The sequence below is a fragment of the Saliphagus sp. GCM10025334 genome (assembly GCF_042663485.1).
Lineage (GTDB): Archaea > Halobacteriota > Halobacteria > Halobacteriales > Natrialbaceae > Natronosalvus.
This window is the reverse complement of the sequence record NZ_JBHTAF010000001.1, coordinates 1,486,524-1,511,184: the sequence shown is the minus strand read 5'-3', so window position 1 is coordinate 1,511,184 and position 24,661 is coordinate 1,486,524. Positions and strand designations below refer to the sequence as shown.

The window sequence follows — 24,661 nt, the reverse complement described above, 5'->3', positions numbered from 1 at the left end:
GGGCGTTATCGGTCGACTGGAGCGCGTTCGTATTTGAGTCGGTCACCGTCCCTGTCTTCGCCTCCGTCCCCGACGAGCTGCTCGGGGAAGGTGGGAGCAGCCGTCTCGATCGCTTCGATTACGGCCGCGAGTTCGTCGAAGTTGTTGCCGCGGCTCGCACAGAACGGCTCGCGACTCCAGTCGACGTAGTTCCCGTCGGCGAGTAACGGCAAGTCCCGGTGGTGGAGCCGGATCGTGACGGCGCGCTGGTCGTCTACATCCCCGTGACACTGGGCGGCCTCCGGAAGGGGCACGGATTCGGTCGGTCCGGCCTCGAGCAGCGACGCCACGAGCCGACGCCTCGATTCCGCCGAAAGCGCCTCGAATACCCGATTCCACTGCTCGACGACTCGTGTTTCGGTGCGAGGCCGCTCGGATGCCATGGTCTCGTTGTTTCTACCTGCTGGCATAAATAGTTTGTGGATTGTTGACACACAACGTGATTTGTCGGTTTGCCTCGATCGCATTCGAGAATGTCGCCGGTAGCGGACTCCGGGAACGGACGATACTCGTACCGAATCTCAGGGACGGACGACCCGGCACCGGACTTCAGGGCCGAACGACGCCGATACCAGACCGCTCGAGACCCTCGAGGTCGATGCGACCGCCGGGCATCGACACGCCGTCGTAGGGGTCGTCCGCGAGCAAGAGCGACCCATCGAGGTCGGCGTAGTCGAGTAGCGGCGCGAGGTGACACGCCGCGGCGATGGAGGCGTTGGACTCGGTCATGCAGCCGCACATCACCTGGAGGCCGTGTGCGCGGGCGGCGTGTACGATCCGGCGCGCCTCGCGAAGGCTCCCGCACTTCATCAGTTTCAGGTTGGCCACGTCACATCGCTCGGCGATCTGCGGCACGTCGGCCGCGGTGAGACAGGATTCGTCGGCGGCGATCGGCAGCGCCGCTCGCTCGTAGACGTACCGAAGCCCCTCTAGGTTCGTCGCCGAGACGGGCTGTTCGACGAACTCGAGGTCGTAATCCGCCAGCGCTTCAATCCGCGAGACCGCCTCGCGGGGCGTCCAGGCTTCGTTCGCGTCGACGTAGAGGCGCACGTCGGGGGCGACGTCGCGAATCGTCTCGACGATCTCGAGGTCGCGGTCGGTGCCGAGTTTGACCTTCAGCGTCCCGAAGCCGCGATCCAGGGCTGTCTCGGTCTTCTCGCGCATCCGTTCGGTGTCGTCGATGCCGATGGTGTAGGAACTCTCGACCGTCTCGGTCGGATCGAGCCCCCAGTAGCGATAGAGCGGGACGTCGAGACGCTTCGTCACGAGGTCGTGGAGAGCGATGCTGACGGCACACCGGGCGGCGGGATTGCGTTCGATCGTCTCGCGCATCCGGCGTTCGATTCGCTCGAGTTGGTGGGGGTCGCCGACGTCCTCGACGACCGCCAGCAGGTCTGGCAGGACCGCCTCGACCGTCGCCGCCGTCTCGCCGTAGTGCGACGAGGGCGCCGCCCCGCCGATACCGACGGTTCCGTCCTCGTCCTCGATCCGGACGATTACGTTCTCCGCAGTCGTCTGCGTCCCGCGGGCGATCGTGAACGGGAACTCGAGCGGCATCGTCACCCGCTCGAACCCGGTCTCGAGGCTCACAGCAGCACCTCCAGCAGGCCGTCGGTCCCGTACCGGATGACGTCCGTGGCGGGTTTCCCCAGGTCGGCCTCGAAGGCGTCGACGGCCTCGCGGGCTGCGTCGGCCTCGAGGCCGTAGGTGTTGAGCGCGCCGGCGACGACCGAGGTCGGATGAACCGGCTCGGCGAGGCTCTCGTAGAGATCGACGTAGGTTTGCATGGAGGGGACCGTCACGCCGTAGTCGTACGCGAGCATCTCCCGTTCGGCCGCGTGACAGAGGACCAGTTTGTCGGCCATCGCGCCGTGGAGGATGCCACAGGTCACGGCGGAGTAGGCGGGATGGATGATGCTCCCCTGTCCTTCGACGAACAGGTAGTCGTGGTCGTCGCCCTTCTCGAGGATCATCTCTTCGACCGATCCGGCCGTGAAGTCGCTGACGACCCGGTCGACGGGGTTGCCCCACCCCTCGATCATAATCCCCGTCTGGCCGGTTGGAATTACCCCGGCGTCGTGGCCCGCATCGCGAGCGTCGCGGGCGAGTTCCATCGTCGCCGTCATCTTGCCGACCGAGCAGTCGGTGCCGACGGTCAAGATTACCTCCGCGTCGACCTCGTCGGCGACGCCTTCGGCGACCGTTAGTTCGTCGTGAGGCTTTCGTACGTCCCAGACGTCGGCGTCGTACTCGTCGGCGAGCGTGGCGAACTCCTCGTCGTCCTCGAGGAAGTAGTGCAGCCCCGAGATGAGATCGCAGCCGTACTCGAGGGCCGTCCGCACGTCCTCGCGCCAGCTGGGGTCGAACCCGCCGCCGACCGGCGCGATGCCGATGAGCAAGGCGTCGACGCCCTCGGCCTCGAGGTCAGCCATGCTCGAGACGATGGGAGCGTCCTGGACGTCCGGGACGAAGTCGGCGACGCGGCCGCCGGCCGTCTCGCGGTCGAGGACGCCGACGACGTCGTAGTCCGCGTAGCGGAGCACGCCGAGGGCCGTCTTGGCGTGGTCGGGAAACTTTTCGTGAGCGAGGATAGCGACGCGCATGCGGGAGTAGACGGTGAGGGGGAACCTTATTCTGTCGTCACCGGCGACCCGGCCAGCGTCGGTACGCGAGTGCTCGATGACGGTCTGGACGCGCGCTTGAGGTGACTCGAATGTGCGCCCGCCTGAGGTGACCCAGACACGCGTCCGCTCGATTCGGACGGAGGCACGATCTCGAGTTCGCTACCGATTTTGCGTCTCGAAACCGTTCTACCCGCCCGATAATTTCGTTTTTCACCTGCTCGAGCAAGACTATACTAATGATAGTTATAGGATGACCAATTCCGTCGTGAAGAACGACCGAAATGCATCCTCGAGCGCCGCCTTCGGCTTCCCCGTTGCGTCGACGGTGGCCGTCGCCGTCGGTTCGAGTCCGTGTTCGACCAGCCGCGAGACGACCTCGTCCTGGCCGACGAGGTACAGTGGACCGTCCGGTCGGTCGGCGATCGCCTCCCGACAGCGCTCGAGGTGGTCGGCGATCTGGCCGTCGCGGATGCGCTCGAAGCGTCCCTGCGAGAAGCCACCCTTCGAGTGGCTTCCCTTGACGTCGCTCTCGAACCCGCGATAGTCGAGGCGGTCGTCGCCGTCGTAGACGCCGAGGGCGAACAGATCCGCGCGGACGAGTGCGAGCGTGAACCGTCCGTGCGGGAGAAACCACGAGCGTTCGAATCGGAATCGGTCGTCCCACTCGAGGTGTGGACCAGCGACGGCGCCGTCGCTCGAGCGCCCCGCGTCGAGCTCGGCGTTCCGGGGATCGACGGGCGGCGAGAAGGCAACCGCGACCAGTTCGGCGTCGTCGACGCACACGACGGCGGGATCGAGCGTTTCGAGCAGCGCGACCCGCTCGCCGAGCACCTCCGTCAGGACATCGGGTGCGGAATCGAGCCCGTCGTTTGTCGGCACCACCGCCGTCAGCGCCCCCTCTGGCCCCGTTCGAAACGACTCGAGGCGTTCGAGGATCGACGACAATTCCGCGCCGCGGATGCGATCTCGTCGTCGTGGGTCGATTCCGTCGCCGCCGTCCGCGTCCGTCTGGTCGGCCCGAAGCCGCTCGAGTTCGCCCTCGAGTTGGGCGATCCGATCCTCGAGCTGGTTCTGTTCGCGTTCGGCCGTCTGCCGTGCCGTGGCGGCATCCGACCGGCGATCGGACTCGGCCTCGTACCGACGACGCAGTCGCTCGTTCTCCTCCTCGAGGTCGGCGATGCGGTTCTTGAGCGTCGCCCGCCCGAGCAACTCGTCGATCATCGACCGGATAGGCGAACGGGGGTTACTTTTAGGTCCCGGTTCCTGGTCCCGACCCGTGCCCCGGACCCGAACTCGGACCTGGTCCGCGTCCAGTATCGGACCCATCGGTGCCGTCGGTTCCGTCGGTGCTGTCGGCGCCATCGACGCCCTCGCCCATCGACGGGTAGCTATCCTGGTAGCCGCCCAGGCCGAGTCCGAGCAACTGCTCGGCCCGGTCGCGTCGCGCCAGGAACACCTCCCGGAGACTCGGCGGGTTTCGAATCTGGGATCCCTCGAGCATCGATTCGGGAACGGCGAGGGTGTTCGTCGGGACTGAATCGTCGCCGTGGACGGCAAAGTGGCCCGACTCGAGTTTCATCACGAGCGGGGCGTCGAGCGGTTCGACTCCCTCGCCGGTCGTGTAGACGGCCTCGTTGATCCGTTCGTGTTGCGTTCGTTCCATAATGGCCTGGTCGCCGTTCGCGGGCGTCACGTAGAGTCGGCCGAGGTAGTAGCTTCGAGAGAAGATTTCGAACATGCTACCTGATACCATGGCACGGTGTCGTATAACTATTGTGCGAATACCTTATCAATGAGCGCTTTCAGCGTCCTTTCGAATGGCCCGACGCCGTTCGAGCACGCGAACGACAGGCGACTGGTCTGGTAGCGACGCTCGAATTACTAGTCGGCGGACGACGGCGCCCACGGGCGATTTGAACGCTCGAAACGGTTCGAACGATTCTGGTGAACGCAAAAACGGTCCGAACGAAACTCCGTCTTTTTAGTCGTGTTTGGGGAAGCCCCGAGTAATGACTGCGACCCGTACCGTGGTGTGTCTCGTCGCTGTGGCCGTCGTCGGCGTCCTCGTCGCCCCAGCCGTGGCCGCCACCGGGGGGCTCGGTTCGTTCGCCAGCCAGAGCGAGTCGACCACGGCCGAGAATAGCTCGACGATGGGGGAGGAAGTGTCGACGTTCATGCAAGCCAGCTCGGTGAGTACCACCCACGCTGTCGACGATGGCATGTTCGAGGCAGCCTTCCAGAACGCCAGCGAGGAGCGACGAGCCGCACTGATCGCCGAACGAACCGACGAGCACAACTCGACAATCGCCGACCTGAAGGAGGAGTATCGGGCCCTTCAGGAGCAGAAAGACGAACTCCACCCGGGTGAGTACAACGTTCGGATGGCGCGTCTGACCGTCGAACTCGCGAGTGTCGACGACTCGATCAACCGCACCGAACGGCGAGCGGCGGACGCTGGCGTCAATACGACGTCCATTCAGACGTTACGGGCGAACGCGTCCGAACTGGCCGGCCCCGAAGTCGCCGAGCGAGCGAAGCAGATTGCCGGTATCGACCCGCCGCGGGGACCGCCCGACCACGCTGGCGGACAGAACGGTTCGCCGGGAAACGGTCAGGAGAAGGGGAGTGATGCCGGTCAGGGAACTGGGCCAGGTGAAGACGAGAACGAAGGCAACGGCGAGGAGAAAGGACAGGGTAACGGCGCTCCAGACGATCCAGGCGCCGGTTCCGGTGACGAGTCACCGCCCGATACGCCCGACAAACGCGCCGACGACGAGGAATCGGCGTCCGATGAGGACGTGACGACTGACGACTCTGACGAGGAATCGACGACCGACGACGAGAGCCAGGACACCAACAACACCGACGACTGATCGACCTGTTCGCCGCGGATTCCTGCTCACACACCACTTACTGTCTCGAATTCTCGTCGCTCGAGTGAAGCCGCTCTCGGGTCTCATGCCGAAACGCTCGAAAACGCTCGAAAACGCTACAAAACGAGAGACACGCTTTTCAGTACCCATCGCCAACACCGGATAGATGGACTCTGCTGCGTTGCTGGATCTGCTCGGGAACGAGAACCGGCGACGGATTCTGCGACTCCTCTCGCGAAAACCCTGCTACGTGACCGAGATCTCCGAGTACCTCGGCGTCAGTCCGAAGGCCGTCATCGACCACCTCAGAAAACTCGAGGAGGCCGGCCTCGTCGAGAGCCGCGTCGACGACCAGCGACGGAAGTACTTCCACATCGCCCGCAACGTCCGCCTCGAGGTGAACGTCTCGCCGTACGGCTTCGCCAGCAAGAGCGCCTATCCCGAGAACAACACCTTCGACATCACGACTTGTCGACACCTCTCTCTCGACGTCTCCGGGGCGTCGTCTGACGGCCTCGACGACCTCCTCTCGACGCTCGAGGACCTCGAGGTCCTGGAAAACGAACTCTCACTCGCCCAGCGGTGGGTGCAGGGACGACTCAGCGAGACGCTCGACCGTCTCTCGGAGGAGGTCGGCGTCGGCCAGGATAGTCGCATCCACGCCGACGTGCTCTCGAGCGTTCGCCAGGAACCCAAAGGGATCGACGAACTCGGCCACGAGGTTGGCGCGCCGCGGGAGGTTATCGCCGAGTTACTCGAGCGGTTGGCCGACGAGGGCGTCGTCCAGCGAACCGAGCGCGGGTGGGAACTCAAGACGGAGACGTGAGTGGCGCCGAGCGGAACCTCGACTGAGGCTGGGAATGAGACAGTGATCGGAACTGAGGCTGGACCCTAAATGGGACTCCGATCGAACCGGATCACTTTCACTCGTCATCGCCTCGGATACTGACCCCACATCTATCCGTAGACTGCACGACGAGCCATCTCCGCGGCGTTTTAATCGCGGTAATCCACTTTTACTTTCACTGTGGGGCCAAGGCGACGATACTTTTCACGTCGTCCGGTAGCTATGAGTGCGTCCGTTCGGCGAGCACCGGCGGGCGCTCCACCCCCATGACTCGAGACTGCCCATCCCCCCGTCTGCAGCGGTATCGCTTCTACCAGTACCTGCTACTGGCCGAACTGGTGTTGACGATCGTCGTCCTCGCGTTGTCGATCGGTGCCGCGGTCGGCCTCCTCTGAGGCCGGTTCGCGAGGTGAGTACGTCGAGCGACTGATCAAATACGAGGGCGGAGATAGGTCGACCACGAGACCGAGCGCTATGTCGACGCCGCATCGGTCCGCGCCCCGCGCCGCCCCATCAGGGCGAGATAGACTCCCGACAGGACGAGCAACGCCAGACCGATGCCGACCTCTGCGGCGCTCGAGCCGAGCAAGACGGCTCCCCAGCCGAAGGCGCCGCCGGCGTGACCCAGCGCGAAGCCGTACTGGCCGATCCAGGCGTGAACGATCGAACTGACGGCGAACGTTCCGGCCAGGACCCACATCGCGGCCGTCGTTGCGTCGACGCCGAGCACGGTTTCGGAGACGACCGCACCGTACCCGATCACGAGCACCGCCAGAAGGAGCCCGAGCCCGATGATCGTCCGCTGGACCTCGAGCGATTCGCTCATAGCGATCGATATCGCCCGCGGCTCTCGCTGACCTCGCCGGCCCGAACGAGTTTCTCGAGGGCCTTTCGGACGTATCCCGCATCGACCCCCTGGTCGCCCGCGTAGGCGATCACCTCGTCTTCGGTCGGCTCCTCGAGATCCGACAGCGCCTGCTCGACGACGTCCTTCTTGCTCCCGCTTCTCGTCGGCTGGCGCGGGTCCCGTTCACCCGCGGCGGCGACCTCCTCGACGTCGAGACCCGACTCCTCGAGGTAGTCCTCGTCGCTGACGACGCCATCCGCGACTCGGCTCTCGAGGTCGGCGAAGGAGTCGACGCGAGCGAAGGCCTCGCCCTGGCCCTGCCGGTTGGCGAGCATCGAAGCGCGCACCTCGCGAGCGTGGTCGGGGTCGTCGGTCTCGACGAACTTCTTGCGGCGCTCGTAGGGCTTGCGAGAGCCACAGCGTGGGCACTGTGTGGTCTCGGATCGCCCCTCGAACAACCAGAGGTGCGAACACTCGCTGCACCCGACGACGGCGTACATACGCTCTCGTCCGGGGCGGGTCCAGTTGAACGTTCGGGAACCGTGGCGAAAGTGAACGCGCCTGCCGCGGCGCAAATCGTTACGGTGGTGGCCGTCCATTCGGACGCATGGATCACGTATCGCTGCCCGACATCGAGACCACCGAAGCCGCCGACGGCGTCCACCTCGCGATCATGGCCGGGACCGACTCGATGAACGTCCAGCACTTCGAAATCGAACCCGGCGCGGCCGTCGAGGAGCACAGCCACCCCCACGAGCAGACGGGGTTCATCTACGAGGGCGAGTTGACGTTCTTGACCGACGGCGAGGAGATCGTCTGCGGGCCGGGCGACGCCTACGGTATCCCCGGCGACCAGCCCCACGCTGCCGAGAATCGCGGCGAGGAGACGGTTCGCGGCGTGGACATCTTCGACCCGCCGCGAGAGAATCCGACCTGGCAGGAGTAGTGGGCCCAGCCGTCGCTCGAGTCGTGATTGGGCCGCTCTCGTCCCGCCATGCGAACGTCGCCTCCCTACCGGCGGAGAGCCCATCGCTGTCGCGAGTGTCGACGATCGTCACTCGAGACTCGACAGCGACCCGGTCGCTTCCCGAGCGATGACGTTTCCGACGAACTCCTTCGTCCGGAAGACGAGTTCGTCCGCGTCCTCGTAGTCGTAGACTGTCGCGTCCCAGCGACGGGTGACCCCGCCGAGCATGGCGCTCCGGACGTCCGCCTCGTGAACAACCAGCGTTCGCTCCGCTCGTTCCGGGTCGTCCGACTGGTAGACGTCCTCGAGCACCGACCCAACCTCGATGCCGACTCCGAGATTCTCCCCGGAGAACGGGAGGACGAAGACGACGGCGTTGCTCGCCCGGGCGAACGCGATGCTCTGGGTCGCCGCGTCGACCTCCTCGAGCGGGATCTCCGGGTCGACAGCCAGAAACGCGTTCACGCCGGACTCGGTCCGGAGCCGATCGCGAAGCGTGACGAGCAGGTCGAAGAGTTCGTCGTCGCCGTTGGCTCCGGAGCCAGGACCAGAATCGGGATCGATCGACTTGTACGGTCCCATCAGGTAGACGAGAAAGCGTTCGCGGGGAATCGGATCGAGAGCGTCGCGGAGGCGATCGCGCATCGAACCGACCGACGAACGGGCACTATTTAAATATGCGCGTTATCAGCACCTCTCGACTCGAGAACTGTTAAGACGGTGGCGAGACTACGTTCCGGTAATGGCAGGCGCACCCCGCGGCGACGTCGGACATTCGGACGACGAGGGGCTCCTTCCCGAACACAGCGTCCTCCCGCTCGAGGCGTACCTCGACATGCAGCGGGCGATCGGGAACGAGCACCGATTTCGCATCCTCAACACCCTCGTCGAGGACGGTGCCATGAGCGCGACCGAGCTCCGGGAGGCCCTCGACCTGCGCGGGAACACCTTGCACTACCACCTCGACGAACTGGTCGACGTGGGGCTAGTCGAGAACCGGAAGCGGAAGACGCCCGACAGCCGCGGCCTCCACTCCTATTACCGGGCGAGCGGGATGGGCGAGGCGATTCTCGAACACGGCATCCGCGAACTGCTTCGGCTGGAGTGGGAATCCCTCGAGACGTACGACGCCACCGATTCTTGAGCGTCGCGCTCGAGACGTACCAGAGATTCGCGTCGGTGAGACGAGGAATTTCGCCACGGGGACTCGCTGGGCCGGATTGAGAGTGGGTGACCGCTCGAGCGATAGCCGCCGAGGATCGAACGTGGTACTCGAATCCGATGAACGAAAAATCGATAGATTGGAACGGGCGTTGCGCCCGAAAAATGTCTACGACAGTTTCTCGATGTTCTCGCGGCAGAGCCGCCAGAGCTCGAAAACCTCTCTATGAGAGCTTTTCGATGTTCTCGACGACGGCGTCGGCGAACTCGCTCGTGGCGACCTTGGTGCCACCGTCGATCTGGCGGTGGAGGTCGTAGGTCACGGTTCCGGAGGAGATGGTCTCCTCGACGGCGTCACGCACGAGGTCGGCGGCGTCTTTCCAGCCGAGGTAGTCGAGCATCTCCCGTCCCGAGAGGATCATCGCGGTCGGGTTGACCTTGTCCTCGCCGGCGTACTTCGGCGCGGAGCCGTGGACGGGTTCAGCGAGACAGCGGCCGTGACCGAAATTGGTGCCGGGAGCGATGCCGAGACCGCCGATCTGGGCGCCGGCGGCGTCGGACATGTAGTCGCCGTTGAGGTTCATCGTCGCGATGACAGAGTACTCGTCGGTACGGGTCAGCAGCTGCTGGAGCATGTTGTCGGCGATGCGATCCTTGACGACCACGGTGCCCTCAGGCTGGTCGCCGTCGTGCTCGTCCCAGAGTTCGTCCTCGGTGATGACGTCGTCGCCGTACTCCTCCTCGGCGAGTTCGTAGCCCCAGTCACGGAAGGCGCCCTCGGTGAACTTCATGATGTTGCCCTTGTGGACCAGCGTCACGGAATCGCGCTCGTTGGCGATGGCGTAGTCGATGGCCTCGCGGATCAGGCGCTTCGAGCCGAACTCCGAGATGGGCTTGACGCCGATGCCGACCGGGCCGTCGTGGATGACGTCCGCGATGTCCATGTCCTCCTCGAGGAACGTGCGAACCTGCTCGACCTCGTCGGTGCCGGCTTCCCACTCGACGCCAGCGTAGACGTCTTCGGTGTTCTCCCGGAAGGTGATCATGTCCATCTTCTCGGGCTCTTTGACGGGCGAGGGGACGCCGTCGATGTGGTAGGTCGGACGGACGTTCGCGTACATGTCGAGCGTCTGTCGCAGGGCGACGTTGAGCGAGCGGAAGCCGGCCCCCACGGGAGTCGTCAGCGGGCCCTTGATCGCGACGCGGTGTTCGCGGATCGCGCTGACGGTGTCCTCGGGGAGGTTCTCGTCGTAGCGCTCGCGGGCGCTCTCGCCGGCATAGACGCGCATCCAGGAGATCGATCGGCCGGTCGCTTCCGCGGCGGCGTCGAGTACTTTCTGGGCGGCGGGGCCGACGTCGGTGCCGATGCCGTCGCCGTGAATAATCGGGATAATCGGGTTTGCCGGTACGTCGAGTTCGCCGGTCTCCTCGTCGGCGAGCGTAATTTTCTCCCCGTCCTCGGGGACCTCGACTTGCTCGTAGCTCATGATCGTTCGTAGGTGGTTTGCTCGGGGGTAAAAGACCTCCCATTTGGGCTGGCTGGCGCTCACTTCTCGAGCGCGTTCGCGTCCTGGGCGTCGTCCGCGTTCGAGTCGCCGGCCAGTACGACCAGCCCAAGGACGACGGCGACCGCCCCGAGGAGTGCGAGCGCGAGCGAGAGCCACCTCGAGGAGAGCCATCCCTCCGCGAGGCCGAACCAGCGGATGGCGAGGATCGTAAACCCGAGGACGACGCCGGCCGTTCCCTCCGGTTCGCCGAACTCGTCGCTGGCGGTCCAGTCGATACGACTGGCGGCAATGGCGGTCATCGTCGCACAGAAGATGACCAGAAACGCGACCGGGCTCATCGCCGGTCCGTACAAGCGGCGCCCTCCTAAGTGTGTGGGATTGTCTCAGGTTAGAGGTTCGTCGCTACTGGACCGCCGGCGGGATGGCAAGAATCATTTGGGTTCCGGAACCGCCTCACAGTATGTCCTCACGGTCACAGCTGCAGGTCATCGTCCACGGTGGCGCCGGAACCGCTCCCGAAGCGCCCGAACCCAGGCAAACTGTCCTCGAGACGGCCGCGAACAAGGGCGCCGAGAGTGAGACGCCGGTCGACGCCGTCGAGAGCGCGATTCACGTCCTCGAGTCCTCGCCCCGGTTCAACGCAGGCGTCGGCGGAGCCATCCAGAGCGACGGCGTCGTCCGAACGGACGCGGGGATTATGACCGACGATCGGGATGTCGGTGCAGCCTGTTCGATGCCCGGCGTCGAGCACGCCGTCAGCGTCGCCCGCCTGGTCATGGACGAGACGCCCCACGGATTCGTCTCGGGCGAGCACGCGGTCGCGCTCGCCGCGGAGTATGGAATCGAGACGGGCGTGGACCTCCGCTCGGAACGTACCCGGGAGAAGTGGGCCGACCTCGAGGCGCCCGAGGGCGGCCCGAAAGCCCAGCTCGAGTGGATTCGCGACCAGTACGGGCAATCCGACCCTGACGGCCGGGACGACCCGAAGGATCACGACACCGTCGGTGCGGTCGCCTTCGACGGCAACCGAATCGCGGCGGCCACCTCCACGGGCGGGCGGTGGCTCGCCCTCGCTGGTCGCGTCGGTGATGTCCCACAGGTCGGCTCGGGCTTTTACGCCTGCCCCGCCGCCGGCGTGAGCGCGACGGGTGCCGGCGAGGACATCGCCCGGGTCACCCTCTCGCGGCGCGTCGCCCGCCACGTCGAGCGCGGTCTCGACGCGCAGGCAGCTACGGACCTCGCCATCGAGGAGTTCGGCGAACTGACGGGCTCGAGCGCCGGCGTGATCGCCATCGACTCCCGCGGAGGGATCGGCGCGGCGTACAACAGCGACGCCATGCAGACGGCCCGCGTCTCGCGTCGCTCGCTCGAGGAGTAGGTTAGTCCAGACTCGGCACGCCCGCCGCCTCGAGCGCCGTCCGTCGCTCCTCCTCTGTCAATCGGTACGGCGCGAGTTCGTCCTCGAGGTTGCCGAGAGCTGCCCGGCGATGCTGGTGGTCGGTCAGGAATTCCGAAATTCGTTCGGCGGCGAGTTCCTTGAGTTCGCCGCTGAGGAGGCGCCCGTCGCGGTAGTCGGCCGCGACCGTCGCGAGGTGGTCGTCGTCCGGTTCGAACCCGTAGCGCAGGTACTGGAAGGCCACGTCGACCGTCGGGTCGCCACCGTGTTCGCGATGGGCTGCGAGGCTCGAGCGGCCGCCGCTGTAGGCGTGTTCGCGAATCGTGTCGGCGACGGCTTCCGGGCCATCGGTCAGCTCGATCGACGGTGCCGCGCCCGAGGAACTCATCTTCCCGGGCCCCTCGAGGCCGGGGAGGAATCGACCGAGCAGGGCGCCCGGCTTCTCGACCGGGAGCGCTTCTCTGGCGGCGACGTCACGGCAGACCCGGACGTGGGGATCCTGGTCGACGGCGATGGGGACGAGCGTCGGCTGGCGACCCGAGACGAGTTGCGGGAGCAGGAGGTGCGTCGCCTGGACGGCGGGGTAGAACTGCAGGCCGACGGTGTCTTGCTCCCCGTAGACGGCCTCGACGGTCGCCGGGGTGAGGTGCTTCGCCAGTCGGACGGCGACCGGGTAGACTACGTCCGCGTCGGCCGTATCGATCACGATTCGAGTTCGCTGGGGATCGAAGCCCACCGCCAGCAGGTCGCGCAGGTTCTCGCGCGTAGCCTGGCCGATGGACGCGAAGGACTGGTTCTTCGCGAGGAACTTCTCGTCGTCGGAGACCGGCAGGTACACCGTGGCGCCGGTCTCGCGCTGGATCGTCCGCGCGAGGTAAAAGGGGAGGACGTGACCCAGATGCATCGGACCGGACGGACCGCGACCGGTGACGATGGCGTGCGGGTCGCCCGCCTCGGCGGCCTCGAGGAAGGCGTCGACGTCTCGGCCGGCGTAGAACGTCTCTCGCCGGATCGTCGGGTGATCGGGAAAGCGCTCCCGCTGCGCGTCGGTGAGGCGGTCGGCGCCGAATTGCTCGAGCAGGCGGTCGTAGTCGACCTCGCCGCGGACGGCGTATGGGGTGACGATGGCGTGGTCGGTTCCGGATTCGCTTGTCGCATCGGTGTCGACGCGATCGTCGTCGCGGTCGGTCCGCGTCTTATTGTCCGGTGTCTGATTGTCCGATGTCGATTCGTCGGTGGGTGACGATGGTGTCGGTGTCATCTCGGAACTGAAACTGAATCGCAGTGCTATCGAAAACGATACCGCGGCGGCCTGAAGCCGCCAGAAGCGAGGAGCGAAGGGAGCACCGACGACCGCCGCGACCGGGGAGCCGGGTCAATCGACGCGACCGACGACGACACTGTCCGCTCTCGAGAACCGCACGCGCCACCGCCACTCGAGAGCGAACGCCATACTCACTCTCCGGACGAACCGACAAAGAGCGTTTCGGTGGTCTGGTAGCCGGCGGTGAAATCTGAACGGGCCAATAGGGTTTTGACTGTCGCCGAGTGATGAACGTACAATCTAGTTATACCACGAGCGACAGACCAGTATGGAACGAACGCGATCCCACATCGACGTCACCCTCGTGAGCCCGAACGGCTCGCTCGAGGCGCTCGCGAAAACGCTGCGGAGAGACTGTTCCACCATCGACGTAACCGTCGTCGACCGGCCCGAGGACCTCGCGGGTGCGGACATGGACCTGGACACGAACACGAACACTGACAGGGAGCCAGCCGACTGCATCGTCGTCTGTCACGCCAGCGACGTCGACGGCCTCACCCAGCTCGAGGCGGTACTCGACCGGGTCGGGGGGTCAACCCCGGTCGTCGTCTACTCGCTCGTCCACGAACTCGAGCCCGTGACGGCCACGCTCACCGCCGGTGCGGCCGACGTCATCTGTCCGGGCGCCGACAGCTCTCCCCTGCTCGAGCGACGACTCCGCGCTGCGGCGGGCGGCGGACCGCCGGCGCAATCGCCTGCCCGCCGACTCGAGTCCCTGCTCGAGTACCTCCCTCACCAGGTCTTCCTCAAGGACGACCACCACCGAATCGTCGACGCGAGTCGCGTCGCCGCCGACGAGTACGGACTCACGCGCGAACAGATGATTGGTCTGACCGACTTCGAACTCCTCCAGCCCGAGGTGGCTGAGGAGCTCTTCGCTGAGGAGCGCCGGATCATAGAAACCGGCGAGCCGATCATCAACAAGATCGAACACTACGTCGATCGGCAGGGGCGCGATCGCTGGGTGAGCACGAGCAAGGCCGCCAGGTACGACGGCGGCGAAGCCATCGGCGTCCTGGGGAGCACTCGGGACGTCACCGAACAACAGCGACAGGAACAGCTGCTCGACGTCCTCCACGAGGCGAGTCGCGACCTCGTCTCGGCCTCGAACCGCGCCGACGTCGCCCACGTCGCCGTCGCCATCGCCGAGGACATTCCCGACTTGCCGCGGATCTGTATCGCGCTCCTCGAGGACGGTCACCTCGAACCGGCCTGTGACGACCGGGCGGTCTTCGACCGCTACGGCGACGCGTTCGATCGATCCGTGCTCGAGGGCGGGGCGCGGTACCTCGACGCCGACGGAATCGAAACCACCCTCGAGGACGGCGCCGTCGTCGCGGTACTCCCGCTCGGTTCTCACGGCGTGCTGGGCTTCGAGACGACCAGCGGGCCGCTCGAACCGTTCAGCGTCGACCTCGCCCAGATTCTCGCGGCCAACGTCGAGGTCGCCCTCGATCGAGCCGAACGCGAGGCCCGACTGCAGTCCCAGAACGAACACCTCGAGCAGTTCGCGAGCATCGTCAGCCACGACCTTCGGAACCCGATGAGCACCGCGCGAGGCTACCTCGAGGCCTATCGCGACAGCGGCAACCCCGATCACGCCGACGAGATCGAACACGCCCTCGATCGAATGGAACGGCTCACGGGCGAGATGCTCGAACTCGCTCGTCACGGACGGATCGTCGACTCGGTCGAACCGGTCGAGCTCGCCGCCGTCGTGGATCGAGCCTGGCGAAACGTCCCGACCGACGACGCCGTCCTCGAGAACGAGCTCGAGGGCGTGACGTACGGCGATTCGGTGCGCGTCCAGGAAGCCCTCGAGAATCTGTTTCGAAATTCCGTGGAACACGGTCTCGAGCGAACGGCGGGTGAGGGTCGAATCAGGGTCGAGCGAATCCCCCGCGGCTTCGCCGTCGAGGACGACGGGCCAGGGATTCCAGACAGCCGAAAGGACGAGGTGTTCGACCTCGGGTACACCGGATCGGTCGACGGCACCGGATACGGTCTCTACATCGTCGAACAGATCGTCACTGGCCACGACTGGTCGATCCGGGTTACCGACGGCGAGGACGGCGGCGCCCGGTTCGAAATCACGGGACTCGAGTTCGACTCGTAGCGGTGCCGGCCGCTGTCGCTGCCTCTCGAACTGTCGTTTTCACCCGAGCCTCGAGAGCACGCGCTCGAGTAGAGACTTCGTCTCCATTTCAGACTCCTGGCCCGCTCGCTCACCGTCCGTTTCCCGCTCCTCGAGCACCCGCTCGTAGTGGTCGATCACGGCCTGGTTTCGCCGTCGTTCGGCGCGCACCAGACGCTCGAGAACTGCGACCTGCTGTCGGAGGGTGCGTTCGTCGAGTTTTTCCCGGTCGGAGGCCTGATCGGCCGACGCGTCGCCGTCGATACACTGGCGCATGTACGCCGCGTCGATGTCGACGCTGACTTCGCTTTCACTTTCAGTTCTGGTCTCGGTCCCTCTCGCCGGCTCCTCGTCACCTGCTTTCGACCCGTCCGCTTCGAGCTCACGGAACGTGACAGCCATTGGGTCTCCTGCTACCACACACCCCGCCAAAAAGGTCAGTCAGTCGCCCGTCAGACGCGTCCGACGAGTGGCGGTCGCTCGGCCTCCGGTAGAGCATTGACCCCGATCGATACGCGAGAGAACCGATCGGTGAACATCCTCGAGCACGGACGAAATTCGTCCATTCACCCCCTCGAGGCCAGGAGTCGAATCACGAGCTGGAGCACGTGGACGAAGACCCCGGCCACGGCGATGTAGACGCCGATGGTCTGGAGGGCGACCGAGGCGTTGCGTTTGTCCCGGACCTGCCAGATTTCGTAGCCGAGCCGGAGCAGGAAGCCGAGGAAGATCAGGACGAAGCCGGCCAGCAGGACGGGGGTGACGAACGTCCCGATCAGGATGGCCACCACGCCCCCGATGAAGGCGTACGTGGCGAAGCGACCCCAGGACTCGAACGTCTTCGAGCGGGCGTAGACGTAGGTGGCGATCACGGCGGTCACGACGGCGACGACGACCGCCGTGACGGCGAGGATCTGCGGTTGCTGGGCGCGCGGAACGAACCCGAGCACGCCAGCGCCGAAGACCCCGAAAGCGAACTGGAGGATCACCATGCCGACGAAGGCGATGCCGAGGTTCCCTCCCGTGACGCCGCGCTCGGCGACGATCTCACCGCCCGTGATCGCGGCCCCGTAGACGAGCACGCCAACGATGGGGAACTGGAAGAGGTACGCGTTGGCCTCCTGGAGCGGGGTGAGGACGACGGCGTACATCAGCGCGACGTTGATCGCCATCAGGATGGTGGCGCCACCGATGACCTGCAGTTCTCTGCTCGAGAAGCCGGTTCCGGTGTCGGTTTCGTACGGCGAATCGACGCTCATGGGTTGCGCCTACGTCGGCCGGACGGAAAACGTTGCGTCCAGAACCTCGAGCGGTGAGCGCGTCCGGCCCCTCGAGCGGTGGGCGAGAACTCGGGCGTCCCTCGCGGTTCTGACCTCAAACGTCGACGACGTCAGCCCTGGACCGCCCAGCGATCGGAGTAGGCCGTCCCGCAGGTACACTGGGCGTAGGCGTGGACGACGTCGCCCTCGGCGTAGATGCCGCCGACCTCCTCGTTCTGTTCCTCGGCGAACGCGAAGACGAACTGGGCGCCGTGGTCGCCCTCCTCGCCCTCGGGTTTGTCCGGGCAGGTGCCGCCAGCTAAGTCGTCGTCGATGATCCCCTCGTGTTCCATCGCCAGCCTGGCGAACTCCATCGCGCCGGTGCCGGTCGCCGCTTTGAACGCGTTTCGGCCACGTTCGCCGTCGATGACGATCAGGACGCCACCCTCGACGGGATCGCCGTACTCGGCGAGTCGGTCGTCGGAGACGTAGGAGTCGGCAAGAAAGAGCGCTACGTCCTCCGGTCGTTCGCCGGCGAGAAATGCCTCGCGTGCCTCGGTCATACCACGTTCGAGGAGGTCACGGGTGAAAAATGGCGCGCACTCGAGCCAGGGTCGGTGAACTCGAGCCGGGTGCGGTAAAAAGGAAAACCGGTCGTTCGTTGTCGATCAGTCGCCGTGTTGCGGTTCGTGTTCGAACGAACGCGCGCTCGAGCCGGCGTCGAGTCGCTCGGCCCACGTCGGGGAGACGGTCGGGGCCAGCGCGAAGAACGTGACGATGGACACGAGCAAGACGAGGGCGATGCTCGCGACGATGGCGATTGCGGTCGTCGGATCGGCGGACAGGAAGGCCAACATGGTGATCAGGTATCGATCGATCGTACGGAATCGGCCCATATGAGCGTTACTTTGTCCGGAAATCTTCGTTAATAATTGTGATTGTGGGATGGTGCCAAAGAGCGTGGGAGATCGACTCGAGGGGCCCCGCCTCCAGTCCGATTGGGGCCTCCGACTGCTGGACGGCATCGGTCCGGCCGACGCTACAGGAGGGTGTCGACCGTGACGCACAGCCGCTGGACGGCCCAACCAGGCCTACAGCCGCTGGACGGCCCCAATCGCGGCCGACAGCGACGGCGCCTCGAAGATTTCTCGGCCGACGTAGGCGTTCGTCCCAGCGCAGTAAATCGCTCGAGCGATGTCGATCACGTCTTCGTCGAGTGGCTGGGGCTCCCGATCGCAGAGGGACTTCCAGTCGGCGACGTCTTCGGCCCTGGCGCGTTCTTTCGCGTCGGTGACGGCGTCGACCCAGTCCGGCTGGGTTCGCTTGTGGTGCTGGCGGATGACCTCCTTCGAGAGTTGCACCCCCTCGTAGCTGAAGCGGTTCTCGTCGAACGTGCCGACGACGTCCGCGACGCGAATCTCGCCCCGGTAGTAGAGACACTCGATCTTGCCGTCCTGGTGGACGAGTCCGGCCGTCTCGGCCTGTTCGGTGATGGCGTGATTGACCTCGCGGGCGACCGCCTCGAGCACCTCGATGTTGGCTTTCCCGGCGATGGCGTCGGCCTCCTCCCGGGAGAGGTAGCGGTCACCTTCCTCGTACTTCGTGGAGAACTCGACGATCGGCGTCTCGAGGTCGACCGCCCCCTCGGGCCAGTCCTCGAATTCGAGGCCGTGGTCTTCGGGATCGGTTCGTCGGCGAAGGCTCGAGCCGATCGGGACCTCGTTTCGGAAGACGATCTCGAGGGGGATCAGGTAGTTCTCGCCGGCCGCGGCGTGGTAGGCGTCGTAGTCGTAGGTGCGCCCCTCGTGGGGCAGATCGGGGACCTGGGTGAGGTCGATCGCCATCTCGAACGGCGGGCGAGTGGCCTCTTCGAGTGGGACCACCGACCCATCCTCGACGACGCCCTGGTAGTGCGTCGGGACGCCGGCGTCCTGGAGCAGTTCGAAGTTGTACGCGCCCATCGTACAGAGGCTCGCACCCTTGTCGGGGATCTGGTTGGGCATCTTTCCCCAGTCGAACACCGAATAATCGTCCGTGAAGACGAATGCGCCCGAGCCCAGTTCGTCGGCGGTCGCTTCCTCGTCGATGCGAAACTCCTTGACGCTCGTCACGCGAGCCACCCCCGAACCGTGGACCGGTTCGTCGGGCTGGATTTCCGGGTGCTCGTCGGTGCCGTCGTCGCGAACGTGGATGTGGATCCGGAGGGAGCCACTGGGCCGCCGTGCATACTCGAGATGCCAGTACGGGCGCCTAAAAGGTTTCAGTATCGATTCGAGTTCCGTCGTCTCGGCTATCTTCGACCCCGCTCCCCCGACTCCGTTTACTTCCCGTCGACCGACTTGCCGTCGAGGGCGTCGCGTTCGCGCGCACTCGAATCGCGCTCGCCCGGGTCGCCGTACCCGCCACCGCCGGGCGTCTCGACGGTGACGGTGGTGCCGGCCTCGACGTCGACCGTCGTCTTTGCGGGGACGGCCGTCCCGTCGATCCGATTTTCGCCCGTGGTACCGTCCTCGCCGCCGCTCGCGCCGCGTGGGGCGAGTCGTCGACGCTCGGTGAGCAGGGAGACCGTCGCGTCAGCCTCGACGGTGACCGAGCGCTCGAGGCCGAGGCCGCCGCGATAGCGTCCGTCGCCGCCGCTTCCTTCCCGGAGCGCGTAGCGCTCGACGCGCATCGGGTAGGCCGCCTCGAGAGCTTCGATCGGCGTGTTCAGTGTGTTGGTCATCCCGACCTGGACACCGTCGACGCCGTCGCGGTCGGGCCGGGCGCCGAACCCGCCGCCGATGGTTTCGTAGTAGGTGAAGCCCTCGGCGTCCCTGCTTCCGATAATCAGGTTGTTCATCGTGCCCTGGCTCTGGGCGGGCACGCGTTCGGGGACAGCCTCTGCGAACGCCGAGAGCACCACGTCCGTCACTCGCTGGCTCGTCTCGACGTTGCCGCCGACGACGGCCGCTGGCCGGTTGGGGTTCAGAACGGATCCCGCTGGCGCACGCACGGTCACCGGCTGGTAACAGCCGTCGTTCGGCGGAATGTCCGGGTCCGTCACGGCTCTGAGGACGAAGTACACCGCGCTCCTGGCGACCGCCAGCGGCGCGTTCATGTTGCCGGCCACCTGGTCGGCCGTCCCCGCGAAGTCGACGTCCACCGTCGTCCCGTCGATCGTGACCGCCACCTCGAGCGGAATCGTCGACTCCTCGACGCCGTCGCCCTCGAGCCAGTCGCGTCCCCGATAGGTACCATCGGGAATCGTCTCGAGTTCGGCCTCGATCCGCTCTCGAGAGTACTCGATGACGCCGTCGAAGGCCGCCTCGAGGGTCGCCCGCCCGCGTTCGGCGACGAGTTCGCGCACCCGGTCGCGGGCTCGGTCGGTCGCGGCGAGCTGGGCCCGGAGGTCCGCCCGGCGCTCCGCGGGGTTGCGGACGTTCGCGAGCACGAGTTCCAGCACGTTCGAATCGATCTCGCCGTCGACGACGAGCCGTGTCGGCGGCAGTCGCAGCCCCTCCTGGTAGATCTCGGTCGCCCCCGCGGGCATGCTCCCCGGGGTCATCCCGCCGACGTCGCCGTGGTGGGCTCGCGTGACTCCGTAGCCAACGATATCGCCGCCGACGTCGATCGGTGCGACGACCGTCACGTCCGGGAGGTGCGTTCCCCCGGTGAACGGATCGTTCAGGACGTACGCCTCGTCGGGTTCGGGGTCGCGCTTTCGAACCGCCCGCACCGCCTCCGGCATCGCCCCGAGGTGGACCGGGATGTGCTCGGCCTGAGCGACCAGCCTACCCTCGGCGTCGAACAGCGCCGTCGAGCAGTCTCGCCGCTCCTTGATGTTCGGAGAGTAGGCCCCGTGGATCAACACGTGACCCATCTCCTCGGCGATGCCCTCGAGCCGGTTCCGGAGCACCTCGAGGGTGACGGCGTCGAGGGTCACGGGCGCTCACCTCCGTTGGTCTCGGCTTTCTGACCGGGGCCGTGGTCACGCTCGAGGATGAGTTCGCCGTCTTCGCCCACCGAACCGGACCACCCCGGCGGGACGACCGTCGTGCTCTCCTCGCCCTCGAGGATCGACGGCCCCTCGACCGTCGCCCCCGGAGCGACGGTGGTTCTGGCCAGAATCGTCGTCTTGTGGGGCTCCCCATCGAAGAAGACCGGTCGCGAATCGAGTGCGTCCTCGTCGTCTCTCTCGTCCCGTCCCTCGCCCCGTGCCTCGTATCGAATCGACGGCGCCTCGCGGGTCGCGCGGACCGTCACCCCGAGCGCGACCAGTTCGATCGGTTCGTCCATCCGGTAGCCGTAGGCGCGCTCGTGGGCCGCGTCGAAGCGCTCGCGGACGGTCGCGAGGTCGACCGAGTCGTCGACCCGCACCTCGAGTTCGAAGCTCTGGCCGGCGTACCGGAGGTCGGCGCGTCGTTCGACGACGGGGTTGCCGCCGGAGTCGACGTCCTCGAGCGCGTCGGCCGTCAGCTCGGCGTAGGTTTCCTCCAGGACATCGCGGTCGGCCGCCTCGAGCGGCGTCCGGTGGGTTCGAACCCGATCGTGTTTCTCGTCGGCGTCGAGCAGGCCGTACGCCGAGAGCACCCCGCCGGCGAGGGGGATCACGACGCGGTCCATCCCGAGCTGGTCTGCCACGGCGGCGGCGTGCATCGGTCCGGCGCCGCCGAAGGCCACGAGCCCGAACTCGCGAGGGTCGTGGCCGCGTTCGACGGTCACCGATCGGATGGCGCGAGTCATCGTCGCGTTCGCGACGCGGTAGACCCCGGCGGCGGCTTCGCGGGCAGACTCGAGCCCCGCCGCTCCCGCCAGTTCCGCGAGCGCCTCCCGGGCGGCGCCGACGTCGAGGGAGACCTCGCCGCCGAGGGTCGCGTCCGGGCCGAGGTAGCCGAGGACGACGGCGGCGTCGGTGACGGTCGGCTCGATCCCCCCGCGACCGTAACACGCGGGACCGGGGTCGGCGCCCGCCGACGCGGGACCCACCCGAAGGGCGCCCCCGGCGTCGACCCACGCGATCGAGCCGCCGCCGGAGCCGACGGTCGTCACGTCGACCATCGGCGTCGCGATGGGGTGACCGGCGATTTCGGCCGACGTGGTTCGGGCGACCTCGCCGTCGCGGACGAGGCTCACGTCGCTCGAGGTGCCGCCCATGTCGAAGGTGACGAGTCCCTCGAGACCCGCGTCCGCGATTGCGGCCTCGGCGGTCGCGGCCGCCCCGACGACGCCCGCCGCCGGCCCCGAGAGTACCGTCGTCACCGCCCGTTCGCGGACGGCGTCGAGGTCCGCGATGCCGCCGTTTGACTGCATCACCTGCGGTTCCGGGAGACCGGAGGCTCGAGCCCGTTCGACGAGCCGTCCGAGGTAGGCGTCGATCGCCGGGCGGACGTAGGCGTTTGCGACCGTCGTCGAGGTCCGCTCGTACTCCCGGAACGCGGGAAGCACCTCGTGGGAGGCCGAGACGGGCACCTCGAGTCGCTCCCGCAGTCGGTCCGCGACGGCGGCCTCGTTCGCGGGATCCGCGTACGCGTGGAGGAACGAGACGGCCACGCTCTCGATCTCGCTCCCGGCCTCGGCGAGGCGGTCGACCAGGTCGACCACGTCCTCGAGGGCGACCGGATCGACGACGCCCTCGGTCGTCGCCCGTTCCGCGAGTTCGAACCGACGGCGGCGAGGGACGAGCGGGTCGACCCGCTCGACCGAGAGGTCGTACAGCGACGGGCGGTCCTGGCGACCAATCTCGAGGACGTCGCGAAAGCCCTCCGTCGTGACCAGCGCGGTCGTCGCGCCGTCGCCCTCGAGGAGCGCGTTCACCGAGACCGTCATCGCGTGGGTGAACGTCTCGACGGAGTCGGGCGGGACCGCCGCCTTCTCACAGGCCTTCTCGATTCCCTCGAGGACGCCCTCGCTCTGGTCGGCCGTCGAGGGGACCTTCGCGGTCGTCAGGCCGTCCTCGGTCGCCAGGACGACGTCGGTGAACGTGCCGCCGACGTCGACGCCGACCTGTGTCGTCGCGTTCATCACCCCGCCCCCGTCGTCTCCGCTGATCCTGCGAGGGGCTCGTTCGGACTCATATCCCGTCTATATGCGACGGTCCCAAAAAGCGTTGGCAGGCCCCTCGAGTCGTGTCGATGCTGGCAACCGAAGTGAAAGTCAGTGGACAGCGGAATCGGCCACTTTCACCACGTTTTTCCTGCTCTGTGTCCATCGTACCGACGATGGAACCCCCCGTGACTGACGCCGACCTCGCCTTCGAGTACGTTCCCGAGACCGACCAGTCGTTCGAGAACGCCCTCGAGAAGGCACGGAACGGGACACGGCTCACGGTCGACGACGCCGTCGAGTTGCTCACGACGGGGACCGACCGCGAGGGGATCGACCGCCAGCGCAAGGAACGGGTGCTCGAGGCGGCCGACCACCGCCGCCAGGACGTCGTCGGCGACGAGGTCACGTTCATCGCCAACCTCAACAACAACGTCACGACCGCGTGCAACGTCGGCTGTCTCTTCTGTAACTTCAAGGACGCCGCCCACACCTTCGAGCGCGACTACGACGGCCTCGAGACGGCTGGCTTCACGAAGACACCTGCCGAATCGCGCGAAATCGTCGCCGACGCCGTCGAGCGAGGAATCTACGAGGTGACCTCGGTCTCCGGCCTCCACCCTGCGTTCGCCCTCGACGACGAGCACCTCGAGATCCTCGAGGCCCACCCCGATCCGAAGGCGGTCAACTACAAACCGCCCGCCACGTACGAAACGGATCCCGGCACCTACGCCGACCAGCTCGAGGCGATGAGCGTCGACGGCGTCCACGTCCACTCGATGACCCCCGAGGAGGGATACCACGCCCGGCGGGGAACCGACTGGTCCTACGATGAGGTGTACGGACGACTGCAGGACGCTGGGCTAGACACGGTTCCAGGAACGGCCGCCGAAATCCTCGTCGACGAGGTTCGCGACGTCATCTGCCCCGGGAAGATCCGAACCGGCGACTGGCTCGAGGCCATGGAGGCCGCCGCGAACGTCGGTCTCGGCCTGACCGCGACGATCATGTACGGCCACGTAGAGAACGAGGCCCACCGCGCGATGCACCTGAAGGAAGTTCGCGACCTCCAGGAGCGCGTCGACGGTGCCATCACCGAGTTCGTTCCCCTCTCCTTTGTCCACCAGAACACGCCGCTGTACGAACACGGCGTCGTTTCGGGCGGGGCCAGCCAGGACGAGGACGAACTGCTGATCGCCGTCTCGCGGCTCTTTCTCGACAACATCGACCACGTCCAGTCGTCGTGGGTCAAGTACGGCGACGAGGGCGGCCTGAAGATGCTCGCCTGCGGGGCCGACGACTTCATGGGAACGATCCTCTCCGAGGAGATCACGACCCGCGCCGGCGGCGAGCACGGCGAGTTCCGATCCTTCGAGGACTACGTCGACCTCGTCACTTCGATCGGTCGCGTGCCGGTCGAGCGCTCGACGGACTACGAAACGCGGCGCGTGATCGACCCCGACGACCCGCCGTTCGGGCCGCGACTGGGACCGAAGGCCGACGGAACGCCGCTGCTCGAGGACGAGCGGGCCACAGCCGGCGTGGAATCGGTTCCTGAGTAATCGATTTTGGAGTCGGCCACAGCGATCGAGAGCCAGGTGCGACGCTCGTACAGAATAATACTCGCTCGACTATACTATACAAACTATAGTAGGACTGGT

General features: G+C 66.3%; 26 protein-coding genes. 8 read left to right on the top strand and 18 right to left on the bottom strand.

Translation table 11 applies throughout. The features are described from left to right. Positions 1-5 precede the first annotated feature (5 nt). The 5 genes from ACFQO4_RS07070 to ACFQO4_RS07050 all read right to left on the bottom strand — a co-directional run bounded on the left by ACFQO4_RS07070 (position 6) and on the right by ACFQO4_RS07050 (position 4,401). Positions 6-422: a hypothetical protein gene (locus ACFQO4_RS07070; protein ID WP_500260216.1), complete on the bottom strand. Its 417-nt coding sequence runs from the start codon at positions 420-422 to the stop codon at positions 6-8. 166 nt (positions 423-588) lie between these two features. Next, on the bottom strand, positions 589-1,629 hold the full coding sequence (locus ACFQO4_RS07065) for a dipeptide epimerase (RefSeq protein ID WP_500260215.1): 1,041 nt from the start codon (positions 1,627-1,629) through the stop codon (positions 589-591). Then, positions 1,626-2,642, bottom strand: coding sequence for an N-acetyltransferase DgcN family protein (locus tag ACFQO4_RS07060; RefSeq protein WP_500260214.1), 1,017 nt, complete (start codon positions 2,640-2,642; stop codon positions 1,626-1,628). The genes ACFQO4_RS07065 and ACFQO4_RS07060 overlap by 4 nt, the downstream gene beginning before the upstream one ends. A 264-nt stretch (positions 2,643-2,906) precedes the next feature. Further along, on the bottom strand, positions 2,907-3,884 hold the full coding sequence (locus tag ACFQO4_RS07055) for a Vms1/Ankzf1 family peptidyl-tRNA hydrolase (protein ID WP_500260213.1): 978 nt from the start codon (positions 3,882-3,884) through the stop codon (positions 2,907-2,909). Positions 3,885-3,912: 28 nt separating this feature from the next. After that, complete coding sequence (locus ACFQO4_RS07050; protein ID WP_500260477.1) at positions 3,913-4,401, bottom strand: DUF5802 family protein; 489 nt, start codon at positions 4,399-4,401, stop codon at positions 3,913-3,915. 271 nt (positions 4,402-4,672) lie between these two features. Between ACFQO4_RS07050 and ACFQO4_RS07045 the strand changes: the two genes are divergently transcribed. The 3 genes from ACFQO4_RS07045 (at position 4,673) to ACFQO4_RS07035 (ending at position 6,778) form a co-directional block, all read left to right on the top strand. Next, on the top strand, positions 4,673-5,536 hold the full coding sequence (locus ACFQO4_RS07045; protein ID WP_500260212.1) for a hypothetical protein: 864 nt from the start codon (positions 4,673-4,675) through the stop codon (positions 5,534-5,536). A gap of 166 nt (positions 5,537-5,702) precedes the next feature. Then, positions 5,703-6,362, top strand: coding sequence for an ArsR/SmtB family transcription factor (locus ACFQO4_RS07040; protein ID WP_500260211.1), 660 nt, complete (start codon positions 5,703-5,705; stop codon positions 6,360-6,362). Positions 6,363-6,649: 287 nt separating this feature from the next. After that, the gene (locus tag ACFQO4_RS07035) at positions 6,650-6,778 is read left to right on the top strand and encodes a hypothetical protein (protein WP_500260210.1); all 129 of its coding nucleotides are present in this window, start codon (positions 6,650-6,652) and stop codon (positions 6,776-6,778) included. A 77-nt stretch (positions 6,779-6,855) separates the two neighbouring features. On the opposite strand, the gene ACFQO4_RS07030 is transcribed toward ACFQO4_RS07035, so the two are convergent. Next, positions 6,856-7,209: a hypothetical protein gene (locus ACFQO4_RS07030; RefSeq protein WP_500260209.1), complete on the bottom strand. Its 354-nt coding sequence runs from the start codon at positions 7,207-7,209 to the stop codon at positions 6,856-6,858. Next, positions 7,206-7,730, bottom strand: coding sequence for a DUF5817 domain-containing protein (locus tag ACFQO4_RS07025; RefSeq protein WP_500260208.1), 525 nt, complete (start codon positions 7,728-7,730; stop codon positions 7,206-7,208). Before ACFQO4_RS07025 ends, ACFQO4_RS07030 begins: the two co-directional genes overlap by 4 nt. Before the next feature lie 107 nt (positions 7,731-7,837). On the opposite strand from ACFQO4_RS07025, the gene ACFQO4_RS07020 reads away from it, so the two are divergent. Next, on the top strand, positions 7,838-8,176 hold the full coding sequence (locus ACFQO4_RS07020; RefSeq protein WP_500260207.1) for a cupin domain-containing protein: 339 nt from the start codon (positions 7,838-7,840) through the stop codon (positions 8,174-8,176). 108 nt (positions 8,177-8,284) lie between these two features. On the opposite strand, the gene ACFQO4_RS07015 is transcribed toward ACFQO4_RS07020, so the two are convergent. Further along, on the bottom strand, positions 8,285-8,842 hold the full coding sequence (locus ACFQO4_RS07015) for a DUF7509 family protein (protein ID WP_500260206.1): 558 nt from the start codon (positions 8,840-8,842) through the stop codon (positions 8,285-8,287). 97 nt (positions 8,843-8,939) lie between these two features. Here ACFQO4_RS07015 and ACFQO4_RS07010 point away from each other — a divergent pair, with 97 nt between their 5' ends. After that, on the top strand, positions 8,940-9,341 hold the full coding sequence (locus tag ACFQO4_RS07010; RefSeq protein WP_500260205.1) for an ArsR/SmtB family transcription factor: 402 nt from the start codon (positions 8,940-8,942) through the stop codon (positions 9,339-9,341). Between the two features lie 241 nt (positions 9,342-9,582). On the opposite strand, the gene icd is transcribed toward ACFQO4_RS07010, so the two are convergent. Both icd and ACFQO4_RS07000 read right to left on the bottom strand, forming a co-directional pair. Next, positions 9,583-10,845 carry an isocitrate dehydrogenase (NADP(+)) gene (gene icd, locus ACFQO4_RS07005; RefSeq protein WP_500260204.1) on the bottom strand — a complete coding sequence of 421 codons (1,263 nt, stop codon included), beginning with the start codon at positions 10,843-10,845 and terminating at the stop codon, positions 9,583-9,585. Positions 10,846-10,904: 59 nt separating this feature from the next. Beyond that, on the bottom strand, positions 10,905-11,204 hold the full coding sequence (locus tag ACFQO4_RS07000) for a hypothetical protein (protein WP_500260203.1): 300 nt from the start codon (positions 11,202-11,204) through the stop codon (positions 10,905-10,907). Between the two features lie 140 nt (positions 11,205-11,344). Here ACFQO4_RS07000 and ACFQO4_RS06995 point away from each other — a divergent pair, with 140 nt between their 5' ends. Further along, positions 11,345-12,244: an isoaspartyl peptidase/L-asparaginase gene (locus ACFQO4_RS06995; protein WP_500260476.1), complete on the top strand. Its 900-nt coding sequence runs from the start codon at positions 11,345-11,347 to the stop codon at positions 12,242-12,244. Between the two features lies 1 nt (position 12,245). On the opposite strand, the gene ACFQO4_RS06990 is transcribed toward ACFQO4_RS06995, so the two are convergent. Then, complete coding sequence (locus ACFQO4_RS06990; protein WP_500260202.1) at positions 12,246-13,523, bottom strand: tryptophan--tRNA ligase; 1,278 nt, start codon at positions 13,521-13,523, stop codon at positions 12,246-12,248. 331 nt (positions 13,524-13,854) lie between these two features. Here ACFQO4_RS06990 and ACFQO4_RS06985 point away from each other — a divergent pair, with 331 nt between their 5' ends. Next, a complete protein-coding gene (locus tag ACFQO4_RS06985; RefSeq protein WP_500260201.1) occupies positions 13,855-15,702 on the top strand; it encodes a PAS domain-containing sensor histidine kinase in 1,848 nt (615 codons plus the stop codon). Between the two features lie 39 nt (positions 15,703-15,741). On the opposite strand, the gene ACFQO4_RS06980 is transcribed toward ACFQO4_RS06985, so the two are convergent. The 7 genes from ACFQO4_RS06980 to ACFQO4_RS06950 all read right to left on the bottom strand — a co-directional run bounded on the left by ACFQO4_RS06980 (position 15,742) and on the right by ACFQO4_RS06950 (position 22,979). Next, the gene (locus ACFQO4_RS06980; protein WP_500260200.1) at positions 15,742-16,122 is read right to left on the bottom strand and encodes a hypothetical protein; all 381 of its coding nucleotides are present in this window, start codon (positions 16,120-16,122) and stop codon (positions 15,742-15,744) included. A gap of 164 nt (positions 16,123-16,286) precedes the next feature. Then, the gene (locus tag ACFQO4_RS06975; protein ID WP_500260199.1) at positions 16,287-16,979 is read right to left on the bottom strand and encodes a hypothetical protein; all 693 of its coding nucleotides are present in this window, start codon (positions 16,977-16,979) and stop codon (positions 16,287-16,289) included. Positions 16,980-17,110: 131 nt separating this feature from the next. Beyond that, positions 17,111-17,542, bottom strand: a complete 432-nt coding sequence (locus ACFQO4_RS06970) for a DUF5807 family protein (protein WP_500260198.1) — start codon at positions 17,540-17,542, stop codon at positions 17,111-17,113. 105 nt (positions 17,543-17,647) lie between these two features. Beyond that, complete coding sequence (locus tag ACFQO4_RS06965) at positions 17,648-17,875, bottom strand: hypothetical protein (RefSeq protein WP_497902395.1); 228 nt, start codon at positions 17,873-17,875, stop codon at positions 17,648-17,650. A gap of 195 nt (positions 17,876-18,070) precedes the next feature. Next, positions 18,071-19,090 (bottom strand): phosphoribosylaminoimidazolesuccinocarboxamide synthase, encoded by a 1,020-nt coding sequence (locus ACFQO4_RS06960; protein ID WP_500260197.1) that lies wholly within the window; start codon positions 19,088-19,090, stop codon positions 18,071-18,073. A gap of 209 nt (positions 19,091-19,299) precedes the next feature. Continuing rightward, positions 19,300-20,901: a hydantoinase B/oxoprolinase family protein gene (locus ACFQO4_RS06955; RefSeq protein WP_500260196.1), complete on the bottom strand. Its 1,602-nt coding sequence runs from the start codon at positions 20,899-20,901 to the stop codon at positions 19,300-19,302. Beyond that, positions 20,898-22,979, bottom strand: a complete 2,082-nt coding sequence (locus tag ACFQO4_RS06950) for a hydantoinase/oxoprolinase family protein (RefSeq protein WP_500260195.1) — start codon at positions 22,977-22,979, stop codon at positions 20,898-20,900. The genes ACFQO4_RS06955 and ACFQO4_RS06950 overlap by 4 nt, the downstream gene beginning before the upstream one ends. Positions 22,980-23,176: 197 nt before the next feature. Here ACFQO4_RS06950 and cofH point away from each other — a divergent pair, with 197 nt between their 5' ends. Continuing rightward, positions 23,177-24,562 carry a 7,8-didemethyl-8-hydroxy-5-deazariboflavin synthase subunit CofH gene (cofH, locus tag ACFQO4_RS06945; RefSeq protein WP_500260194.1) on the top strand — a complete coding sequence of 462 codons (1,386 nt, stop codon included), beginning with the start codon at positions 23,177-23,179 and terminating at the stop codon, positions 24,560-24,562. The last annotated feature ends 99 nt before the right edge of the window (positions 24,563-24,661 follow it).